This is a genomic window from Lactobacillus gigeriorum DSM 23908 = CRBIP 24.85 (assembly GCF_000296855.1).
Taxonomy (GTDB): domain Bacteria; phylum Bacillota; class Bacilli; order Lactobacillales; family Lactobacillaceae; genus Lactobacillus; species Lactobacillus gigeriorum.
This window is the reverse complement of the sequence record NZ_CAKC01000056.1, coordinates 1-11,094: the sequence shown is the minus strand read 5'-3', so window position 1 is coordinate 11,094 and position 11,094 is coordinate 1. Positions and strand designations below refer to the sequence as shown.

At 36.6% G+C, this 11,094-nt stretch carries 10 protein-coding genes; 2 read left to right on the top strand and 8 right to left on the bottom strand.

Annotated features, from left to right (window positions below; translation table 11 throughout):
• Nucleotides 1–80 precede the first annotated feature (80 nt).
• Nucleotides 81–680, bottom strand: coding sequence for a hypothetical protein (locus BN52_RS05315; RefSeq protein WP_008473298.1), 600 nt, complete (start codon nucleotides 678–680; stop codon nucleotides 81–83).
• A 145-nt stretch (nucleotides 681–825) separates the two neighbouring features.
• Nucleotides 826–1,317, bottom strand: coding sequence for a YbhB/YbcL family Raf kinase inhibitor-like protein (locus tag BN52_RS05310; RefSeq protein ID WP_008473295.1), 492 nt, complete (start codon nucleotides 1,315–1,317; stop codon nucleotides 826–828).
• Nucleotides 1,318–1,491: 174 nt separating this feature from the next.
• Between BN52_RS05310 and BN52_RS05305 the strand changes: the two genes are divergently transcribed.
• Nucleotides 1,492–2,166: a type 1 glutamine amidotransferase gene (locus BN52_RS05305; protein WP_008473294.1), complete on the top strand. Its 675-nt coding sequence runs from the start codon at nucleotides 1,492–1,494 to the stop codon at nucleotides 2,164–2,166.
• Nucleotides 2,167–2,195: 29 nt separating this feature from the next.
• Here BN52_RS05305 and BN52_RS05300 read toward each other — a convergent pair whose 3' ends face one another.
• The 6 genes from BN52_RS05300 to BN52_RS05275 form a co-directional block, all read right to left on the bottom strand.
• On the bottom strand, nucleotides 2,196–3,104 hold the full coding sequence (locus BN52_RS05300; RefSeq protein ID WP_008473293.1) for an EamA family transporter: 909 nt from the start codon (nucleotides 3,102–3,104) through the stop codon (nucleotides 2,196–2,198).
• A 212-nt stretch (nucleotides 3,105–3,316) separates the two neighbouring features.
• On the bottom strand, nucleotides 3,317–4,915 hold the full coding sequence (locus BN52_RS05295) for an ATP-binding cassette domain-containing protein (RefSeq protein WP_008473291.1): 1,599 nt from the start codon (nucleotides 4,913–4,915) through the stop codon (nucleotides 3,317–3,319).
• A 235-nt stretch (nucleotides 4,916–5,150) separates the two neighbouring features.
• Nucleotides 5,151–6,050 carry a helix-turn-helix domain-containing protein gene (locus BN52_RS05290; RefSeq protein WP_338385812.1) on the bottom strand — a complete coding sequence of 300 codons (900 nt, stop codon included), beginning with the start codon at nucleotides 6,048–6,050 and terminating at the stop codon, nucleotides 5,151–5,153.
• Nucleotides 6,051–6,246: 196 nt separating this feature from the next.
• Nucleotides 6,247–6,609 (bottom strand): hypothetical protein, encoded by a 363-nt coding sequence (locus BN52_RS05285; protein WP_008473288.1) that lies wholly within the window; start codon nucleotides 6,607–6,609, stop codon nucleotides 6,247–6,249.
• 621 nt (nucleotides 6,610–7,230) lie between these two features.
• Nucleotides 7,231–8,526, bottom strand: coding sequence for an adenylosuccinate lyase (gene purB / locus BN52_RS05280; RefSeq protein ID WP_008473287.1), 1,296 nt, complete (start codon nucleotides 8,524–8,526; stop codon nucleotides 7,231–7,233).
• A gap of 1 nt (nucleotide 8,527) precedes the next feature.
• Complete coding sequence (locus BN52_RS05275; RefSeq protein WP_008473286.1) at nucleotides 8,528–9,817, bottom strand: adenylosuccinate synthase; 1,290 nt, start codon at nucleotides 9,815–9,817, stop codon at nucleotides 8,528–8,530.
• A 199-nt stretch (nucleotides 9,818–10,016) separates the two neighbouring features.
• Here BN52_RS05275 and BN52_RS05270 point away from each other — a divergent pair, with 199 nt between their 5' ends.
• Nucleotides 10,017–11,009, top strand: a complete 993-nt coding sequence (locus BN52_RS05270; protein WP_008473285.1) for a GMP reductase — start codon at nucleotides 10,017–10,019, stop codon at nucleotides 11,007–11,009.
• Nucleotides 11,010–11,094 lie beyond the last annotated feature (85 nt).

The window sequence follows — 11,094 nt, the reverse complement described above, 5'->3', positions numbered from 1 at the left end:
TTTGGAGTCAAGTCCCTAGGGGGATTTGACTCCTTTTTCATTTGTTCTTTACCTTACCGCAAATTATTTTACACTTAGACTTATAGTTGGTGATATACGAAAGCATAGTAAAACAAGCAAACTACAAAAATTTCGCTTGCTGGGAACCACCACATTTGTGGCAAAACCCAAATCATCCCCAGCGCAAATAAGATATTAAGCGCTAAAGTGACTTTAAGTGCACGCGGTTTATCCCAGGAAAGGTAAGCATAAGCCAAGAATTGTACAATAACGGTCGCAAATAATAAATATTGGCGAAATTCAAACAAATGTTGGCTCTCTTTAAAACTGATCATCATGGTAAACAACTGTACATGATTGCCAATGAAGCAAGCAGCCAGCAAAATCAAGACTGTCCATTGCAACAGATATAGCCAGTTCCGCTTGTCCTTATTAAATAAGATGATCCGTTCCCACAACGGCTCGCGTTTAACTTTTTCTTTGACTTTAAGATCTAAAAACCATCTTATTATGAAATAAAGCAAGGTAAAAATGAATTGGACGGCCATTAAATATGCAAACAAAGCCAGGTTTACCATCAAGCAATATGTTATAAACAGTAAATACAATACACTGAAAGCACCTACGTATCGTCGCATACGATGTTCGCCAGCCATAGCAGCGATTTGTTTTTCATCCATTTTTACACCTCTACCGAAAACTTATTATATTCTTACTAATTGTTGTTATTTTTATCATTTTTATTTTATTATGATGGTAGCACCATTTTCTCGGAACCGCAACCAAAAAGGCCACAGTTTATACTCTGTGACCTTTAATATTCAGCTATGCGCGCGACAAAACATCGATTCTTGCTTCATCAACTACTTTGCCTTCAATCGCCTTTAAAAATTCATTGTAATAAAACGATCCTTGCAAATTAGTAGCTTCTTTTAGTCCGTAAACGCGCAAAGTATAGTAATGCTCTTTATCTGGTGGCGTAGGTCCTACATAGCCGACAGTGTTTTCTTTGGGCTGCTGTAAAAACTTGGATATATTACTGTTATATCCTTGCGGACCTTGGTATTGCCGGCTAAAGTCGGCTGGTATTTGTTGAGTTGCCGGAACATCAGCAACTAACCAATGAATCCAGGTAAAACCACATACAGGCGTTGAATCATAGTCGACAAATGACCAAGCCAAATATTTTGCTTCAGGTGCAAGCTCGCTAATCGTGAATGGAAATGATTCAACTGGCAAACCATTTAATTTAACGCTTGCATATTTTCCAAATTGATCAGGTAAATAGCCATGATCGAGCTCAAGGTTGATTTTCATTGTGCTTCCTTCTTTCTTTTACTACCCAAAATCATACTCCGGTGTAGAATTTTTGTCTAAATTAATACTGCCTTTTTCGCTTTACCACGCCTAAAGATGTTTGCAATTATTTTGCTAGCTTTCCTACTTTTAGCTATAATATGATAATAGTTCAAGTAAAAACGGGGAAATAATATGGATGATAAACTAATCAAAATCGCATACTTATACGAAGATTTGATGAATACTTATGGTGATTCCGGCGATGTTAAAATTTTGAAATATCTCCTAAAAAAAGAAGGCTATGACACTCAAGTCGATAACATTTCTTTAGGAGATGAATTCAATGCGTTTGACTATGATTTCGTCTTCTTTGGCGGTGGCCAAGATTTCGAACAAACTGTCGTCGCTCAAGATTTGCCACGTCACAAAACTACTCTAGAAAAATATATCAATGAAAGCAACCCAATGCTCTGCATCTGTGGTGGTTACCAATTATTAGGCGACTACTACAAGACTAATTCGGGCGTAACCATTAAAGGCTTAGGAATCTTGCCATTACATACGATTTTTAAGTCCGATAAACGTATGATCGGTGATACTCGATATATGTCTGAATGGGGCGAAGTAAAGGCCTTTGAAAATCACTCTGGTCAAACTTATTTCGATAATACTGATAAGTTGCATCCCTTCGGCGATATGATTGAAGGCTATGGCAACAACCCTCAAGACAAGGTCGAAGGCTTGCACTACCGCAACTTAATCGGTTCATATTCACACGGTCCCTTGCTCAAGAATACTAATGTGGCAAATGCCATTATAAAAACTATTCTTGAACGCCATGAACGCCGTCTTGCCCAAAACCAATAAAAAGAGCGATCGAATGATCGCTTTTTAGTTTAGCTTCTTTTTCGTTTTTTGGGCGTTATATTTAAAGCCATCGCTGCTAGCACAACCAGTAATGACCCCAACCAATCCATTGGCATCATGACTAAGCCAAATACTACAACTGAGCCGATAGTTGCCGAAAATGGTTCAAACGCATCTAATAGGCTAGCCGTTGATGGCTTAATAAATCTAAGAGCATTAGCCATCAATTGAAATGGAATCAATGTTCCAACCACAATAACTCCTGTAGTGCAGAGCCAAACTTGAGGAGTATTAGGAATTTTAGGCATAGCTGGATGAATGATTAACAAGCAGATTCCAGCCACTAGTAGTCCCCAGCCGGTAATAATTAAGCTTGAAACGCGTTTTAAAACGTTGATAGGAATCAAAGTATTAGTCGCAACTCCAACCGCTGACAGCAAGCCCCAAAAAAGGACTTCAGGCGTTAAGGCAAAGTGGTTAAAATTACCATGCGTTGCTAACAGGACAACTCCGATAAAGGCAGCAATTGCTGCCAGCCAGTCGATACGCCGCATTACTTGCTTATGCGTAACTGCTAGGTATCCCATTACAAAAAATGGTCCAATAAATTGTAAAATCGTGGCAATTGAAGCATTAGCTTTTTGGACTACGATAAAATAAAACAACTGTACTGGCAACAGTCCGAAAATACCATAAGCGATAATATCGCGAGCATCAGTCTTATTGGTCATTGCTTTGATGGGATGTTGTTTTAAAAAGCCAGCTAAGACTAATAAAATAATTCCGGCAATAACCATTCTTACTTGTGTTAGCCACATTGGTGTAATTTCTGGGCTAATATTAAACAAGGCCTTAGCAAATAAACCTGAGATCCCCCACATAATGCAAGCTAGTGCAGCCATTAATGCCCAGAAGCGGCGCTGTTTCGTTGGTGTCATTCTTATCCTCCATTATCAAATGCTAGATTCCATGATAACACATGGCAATTCAATGATGGGGGATTTTTTCTACATATATTGAAATGCGGGGGTTCAAGTAATTATGCTTTATATTGACCCATGTCGACTATCTGATCATAGGCTTCTAGGTCCCTTTAGTAGCAAGACTACTTTTTGTTGTCATTTTGCCATTACCTAGAATAAGCGTCCAGTTATTGTCTTTCATGTAAGCTTTGACCATCAAATTCTAAAATTTTAATATTATTTTTCTCGATCAAATCCTCATCTAGATTATGTGCAACTTCAATCATCGTTATCGGAAGGCTATATATTAGCTGACGGATTTTTCTTGCATTTGATTTGTCTAAGCTAGAAGTAACTTCATCTAAAAGCAACACTGATCTCTTCCGTAGCAATCCCCTTGCAATAGTTAATCTTTGCAATTGCCCACCTGATAAATTATCGTTAATCTTAAATTCTAAAGGATCTTCTCCTAATTCTTTATCTAAATGAACTAACCTTAAAACCCTATTCAACGCTTCATTATCATATTTTTGATAAAGTGTAAGATTATCTTTCACGGTACCCACAAAATACCAGGGCTTTTGTGATATCAAAATTGAATCAGATAATCTAATTGGCATTCCTTTTATCAAAACTTGACCTTTTCTTGTTTTTAGTTGTCCAGAAATCAAACTTAAAATTGTTGATTTTCCAACACCAGAAGGACCAGTTATCACAATTTTATCAAATTCGGATATGCTTAAATTCAGATTCGAAATGACAGTCTTATCTCCATATCCAGCAACAACATCCTTTAATTCAATAAAGGAATTGTCTTGGCTCGATGTACTTTGAACTTCATTTTTTTCAGAAGGTAGTTCATAGTACTCAATTAATCTGATCTTTTTGGTACCTGTTATTTGGGTATAATAATTAGTCAATTCCCTAATCCCACCAAGAATATGATCTGCAGTCAAAGATAGAGTTACAACAGTTCCAACCTTGACTCCCAACCAGCCTTTAGCTATACATATTAATCCAATAATGATAGGAAAAACACTTGATAATACTGCACCTATCCATGTGTAAAATTGAGCGGTAAATCTTGCATAATTTAATCGATAATATGCTTTCTCTTCTGAATTAAGCTTTTTATCAAAAATATTCAAAAATTTAGGCATTACGCTATATTTATTAATCTCAAGTTTTCCAGAGGTTATTTCTTTAATAATTGAAATAAGACTATTATTTTTATTACTCCAATCTTTAGTGCTATCACTAAGTTTATTTCGAGACAAATAAGAAGGTGCCATACTGATAAATGACATCAAAATATAGATACTTCCTAAATATATATTAGTTCCTAATACTACAATTGCAGTAGATATTATTGTAATAAAACATTGTACTAAATAAAATATCGATTCAAAGTATCTTTGTTCAATTTGGGAAGAAATATTCGTCACTAAATTAAGTGATTCTGTTGGATCAGTTGAAATATCTTTCAATTGATATTTAAATAATTCCGACTTAAGTTTCGTATTTAAATACTTCACCGCAAACTGCTTACAAACCAAAAATAAATAAGCTGAAGTATAAGTTACCAAATATGCTAATAAAACACCCAAACCAAATAACAATACTTCATTCAAATTATTGAAATCAATGCTGGTTATTTTACCTAGAACATATCCATTTATTACTCCTTCAAAGGAACTAAAAATAGATAATGACAAAATGGCAACAAGTAACAGAAATGGTACAGACTTTAATACCCATTTTAAATCAATACTCTTCTCCTTTTTCATCTTTTAACACCTCTTCCAATAGATCTAGAACAAAGATTATTCCCAAATTTCCAGCGCTTTAATATATTCAGAGTATGTTTCTATTAATTTCTCTAATAAGCATTTTACATTTAATTATAAAATGCTTAATAATTAATAGTGTTTCCAATATAGCATGTTAAATCAACAGCTAATAAAAAATGTCCCATATTTGGGACATTTAAATAACTTCTATAGCACTATCATTCATCTAAAATCAAGATTCCACCTTGATTTGTTCAAAGGCATATTCAAGCGTATCATACAAAAGATCCAGTTTATTCATCTTTAGGAAATTCAATTCATACTTTATTTGACTATCATCATGATCTTTAAGATATTTAAACAACATCAACATAAAATTATATCTTATTCTTTCAAAGGCATACTTTTGGGGAATCAAATCAATATTGAAGCGCGAGATTAATTTTTCTGCAAGATTAGTATCAAGCTTTAGCAAATTGTAACTCGCATTAAGCAAAGTATTAAAAATTATGCGATAGTTATCTTTATCACTTAATTCAGCATATTTTACGTAATTAATTATGTTCGAACTAATTCTAAAAATTACTGAACTATCAAGCAATTGTGCAGTATTGCCAAAGTTCATAATATCTTCGTAGTACCATTTTTCAATCTTATAGAAGTAGTTCGTCAACCGTCTCTGATTAATTTTCGTAAAAACATTTTTACCAGTCAATTCTAGATAACAGTTACAAGCTAAGGCGACCTTAAGAAAATCTTGCTCAGACAAAATTTGCTCATCCTGTTTATTACAAATCTTCAGCAAATATGCTGTATCATCATTTATGTATGCTGTTTCGATTTCTCTAATAGTTTGAATTGTTTCTTCTGAAAGTCCATTTTCAATCAATTCATCTGGTCTGATATTTAACTTATTCAACAATAATAAAACCTGATTAAATGATAAGTTATCTTGGCCCTGTTCCCATCGATCTAAACTAGATTTGGAGGTGATGTTACTACTAATCATTCTTAGGCTTTTATTTCTATTTTGTCGTATTGTTCTAAATTTTTCACCGTATTTATTTTTCAAAATGAAAGGCTCCAATATGCAAAAATCAAAATTAATCAATCTACTAAGCAAGTTAATCATTGGCGGTGGCATCGTAATTGGCCATGTTGTTTCGCCTTCAATAATCAACAACTTAACTAATCTATTCCATTAATTCTTACTTTCAATTTATAACATGTTGATAGTCACGTCAAAAATTAGCCATGTTCCTAATATTTATTGGAATATGGCCTTTTTGCTTTGATACCTAAAAAGGATCCCATCGGATCTTACACACTTACTTCTTCTTTTCCAATACAAATGGTCCACTTACTGCTACCACTAGACCATAGATAAAATACAATCGATAAATATCTGCCTGTTCAGGATGTCTAATCCACAAAATTCCTGACATAATCGCTAATAAGCTGCCTAAAAAAATAGTTGAAGAATAATGCAGATTAGACACATAGCTAACAGCTGCGCCAATCGTCAGTAACAATAAAATACTGAATACTACAACAATCAGTGGTCCACGAGTATTAATATCAAAATCCAACATCCTAGCTCCCGAGAAAAGCTGCCAGATCATATACGCTGCTAAACTTAAACCTAGAGCTAACACAATAATTCTAACAATTAAACATATTTTTTTGGTCATAAAACCACTTCCCTACATCTAATCCTATATCCAATTATAGTCTAAATTAGAAAAAAGTCTTATTGCAACAAAAAAAGCTAATAGGCATCAACATCCCATTAGCTCAAAAACCATTAGTTTTTTCGCAAGTAGCTCGATTGTCCCATCGTTTTTGGTGAAACTCATGGTTAGCTGTTTGCTTTTCCGGGTAAGGCTATTTATTCCTTCGATAATGTGAACACGACCTAACTCGGCCTTTTGACCAGCTCTTACAGCTTGATCTTTCCCGTGAATGCCTGACGAAGTTCTTTAGAAACGGCCGACTCAGTCTCAATAACGCTACGATAAGCGCTACCTCTGTATTTAGCAGTTTCCAATTAAGGCTCACCAGATCATCGGGGACGGTTTGCTTGTTTTGATAGATAAATATAGCGATAAATGCCAATTAATCAAAACAAATTCGCTAACGACTACTTGCTTAACCAGAAAAAATAGACTTACCCGTGTTTATAATACACCATTTAGTTACCGGACGCCATAGTCACGAACTGACATTTTTTCACCGCCAACCTAGAAAAACTCCAATTAAATCTGTTTTTCCTCAAGATTTAATCGGAGTTTGCTATTTTCTCGATATTTTTATTAGTCTAAGCCACACTGCTTAAAAATATCATCTACATAACGCAAATGGTAGTGATAATCAAAAGCATCGTCTAAATCGGCTTCAGACAAGTAGTCCATCACTTCGCTAGCTTCGACCAAGCCCCTAAATGAGGTCTGTTCTTGCCAAGCACGGTTAGCTAATTTTTGCACCATGTCATACGCTTGCTCACGCGACAATCCTGCTTCATCGATTAACTTAAGTAGCAACCGTTGTGAATATACCAAGCCATAAGTCCGCTCCATATTTTTAAGCATCGTTTCTGGGAAGACATCCAAATTCGTTAAAATGCGATTGAACCGGTTAAGCATATAATCTATGCCAATCGTACTATCTGGCAAAATAATTCGTTCAGCACTTGAATGTGAAATATCTCTTTCGTGCCACAAACTAACATCTTCTAAAGCTGTTACTACTTGTCCACGTAACACTCTTGCTATTCCACACAAGTTTTCAGAACCAATTGGATTATGTTTATGAGGCATAGCCGAAGATCCTTTTTGTCCGGCTCTAAAGTGTTCTTCAACTTCATGAATTTCACTTCTTTGGAGGCCACGAATCTCAGTTGCCCAATTTTCAATACTCGTAGCAATCAAAGCGATTGTTGAAATATATTCTGCATGTAAGTCCCTTGGCAATACCTGACTCGTAATCGGCTGTCTAGTTAAGCCCAACTGCTTCATTACACTAGCTTCGATTTGTGGTGGTACGTTGGCATAAGTTCCCACTGCCCCAGAAATTTTTCCTGACTCTGCACCTTTAGCAGCATGCTCAAAACGTTCTATATCACGGTTAATTTCCGCATACCAACGAGCTAACTTCAAGCCAAAAGTCGTCGGCTCTGCTTGTACCCCATGGGTTCTTCCCATTTCAACCGTATATTTGAATTCTTTAGCTCGCTTAGCAATCGTATCCTTCAATGTCAACAAGTCTTGACGAATGATTTCATCCGCTTGTTTAAGCAAATATCCTTGAGCGGTATCAACCACATCCGTTGACGTCAAGCCGAAATGAACCCATTTTTTCTCAGGGCCTAGGCTTTCAGAAACGGTTCTTGTAAAGGCTACTACGTCATGGTGAGTGATTGCTTCTAATTCTGCTACTCGATCAACCGTAAAGCTGGCTTTTTTAGCAATTTTCTTAGCATCATCTGCCGGCACTTCACCCATTTCTGCCCAAGCATTTGTGGCCGCAATTTCGACCTTTAGCCAAGCTGCATAACGATTTTCCAATGACCATATTTTACCCATTTCTGGGCGCGTATAACGTTCTAACATCTTATAATTCCCATGGATTCTTAAGCACAATCGTTTGTTCACGATCTGGTCCAACCGAAACAGTAACTAAAGGCACCCCGACTAATTCAACAATCCGGTTCAAGAACTTCTTAGCATTTTCAGGAAGTTCATCCCAGCTCTTAACTTGGGTAATATCTTCTTGCCAAGCAGGTAATTCTTCATAAACTGGATGACAACGATCAAGTTCTTTCAAGCTTGCTGGGTAGTAGTCGATTTCCTTACCGTCCAATTCATAAGCGGTTGCCACTTTCACTGTGTCAAAGCCAGAGAAAATATCCAATAAGTTCAAGCTTAAACCAGTAATTCCAGCAACACGCTTAGCATGACGCAAAGCTACTGAATCAAACCAACCAACTCTACGTGGACGGCCAGTAACTGTACCATATTCATGCGCAGTTTCACGAATGCGATCACCAATTTCATCATGAAGTTCAGTTGGGAATGGACCTGCACCTACTCTTGTAGTGTAAGCTTTGCAGACGCCAATAACAGTATTAATCCGGTTAGCGCCCACACCAATACCAGAAGCAAGGCCTCCAGAAATTGTATTCGATGAGGTTACAAATGGGTAAGTACCTTCATCGATATCAAGCATAATTCCTTGAGCACCTTCGAACAGAACTTTTTCGCCCTTGTCTAATGCATCGTTAACTAAGACGGAAGTATCAGTTACATATGGCTTCATTCTTTGACCATATTCATAGTATTTATCAAAAATATCTTCAAACTTCAAAGCTGGCTTGCCATAAACTTGGGTAAATAACGCATTCTTAGCTTCCAAGTTAGCCCGCAATTTTTCTTCAAAAGTATCCTTTTCCAACAAGTCACAAACACGAATACCAATTCTTGAAGCCTTATCCATATAAGTAGGTCCAATTCCATTCTTAGTTGTACCGATCTTGTTAGCTCCCTTAGTTTCTTCTTGGTACTCATCTTGTAAGATGTCATAAGGCATGATGATGTGAGCACGGTTAGAAATCCGCAACTTGCTGATGTCAATTCCGTTCTTTTCTAAGTTGTCTAATTCTTGGAACATGACTTCAGGATTGATGACTACTCCGTTTCCGATTACGGCACCTTGATCAGCAGCAAAAATACCTGATGGAATCAAGCGCATCTTGAATTCTTGCCCAGCGATTTCGATCGTATGGCCAGCATTGTTACCACCGTTTGAGCGTACCGCCATGGTTGCTTCTTTACTTAAAAAGTCGGTAATCTTTCCTTTACCTTCATCGCCCCATTGGCTTCCTACAACTGCAACTGCTGTCATAATAATTCACCTCAAATAAATATCTCTGTTTTTGTTACCTGTGTTATTCTATCAATGAATATATCTTCAGTCAATCAAAATCCGAATTATTTTATTTTTATAATTTTATATAGTTCGATTTTATTGTTGACAAGTACCATTTTTTTGCTTATAGTTGGTTCGTTTGGTAGAAACTAATACAAAAAAGGAGTACTTTGCCATGAGTAATTATTTCAGTATGGAAGCCTTTGATTATGATGATATTCAACTTGTACCTAACAAGGGTGTAATTAAAAGTCGCAGCGAAGCCGACACTAGTGTTAAATTTGGAAGCCGAACATTTAAATTGCCAGTAGTCCCAGCGAACATGGAAAGCGTCATTAATGAAGACCTCGCTATTTGGCTAGCTAAAAATGACTACTACTATGTAATGCATCGGTTTCAACCTGAAAAGCGACTAGCATTCGTTCAAAAAATGCACGAGCTTGGTCTATTCGCTTCAATTTCTGTTGGAATCAAGGATGCTGAATATGATTTTATCGATCAGTTAGTTGAAACTAATACAATTCCAGAATATATTACGATTGACGTTGCTCATGGACATTCCATCTACGTTATCAAGATGATCCACTATATTAAGGAAAAGCTACCTGAAACTTTCTTAACCGCTGGTAACATTGCAACCCCTGAAGCTGTTCGTGAATTAGAAAATGCCGGAGCCGATGCAACCAAAGTCGGTGTTGGTCCAGGTAAGGCCTGCATCACTAAATTAAAGACTGGTTTTGGTACCGGTGGTTGGCAATTAGCCGCCCTTAGAATGTGTTCCAAAGCTGCCAGCAAACCATTAATTGCTGACGGAGGTATTCGTCATAATGGCGACATCGCTAAATCAGTTCGTTTTGGTGCTTCAATGGTTATGATCGGATCCATGCTTGCTGGTCATGAAGAATCTCCTGGCAACGTCATTAAAATCGATGGCAAGACTTACAAGCAATACTGGGGATCTGCTTCTGAAGTTCAAAAGGGTGCCTATCGTAACGTTGAAGGTAAGCAAATGCTAGTCCCTTATCGTGGATCAATTTCTGATACGTTGACGGAAATGCAAGAAGATTTACAATCTTCAATTTCCTACGCTGGTGGTAGAGATCTCAATGCCATCAAGTTAGTCGATTATGTTATCGTCAAGAATACAATCATGAACGGCGATTACTAAAAAATAATCTAAGTGTAAAATAATTTGCGGTAAGGTAAAGAACAAATGAAAAAGGAGTCAAATCCCCCTAGGGACTTGACTCCAA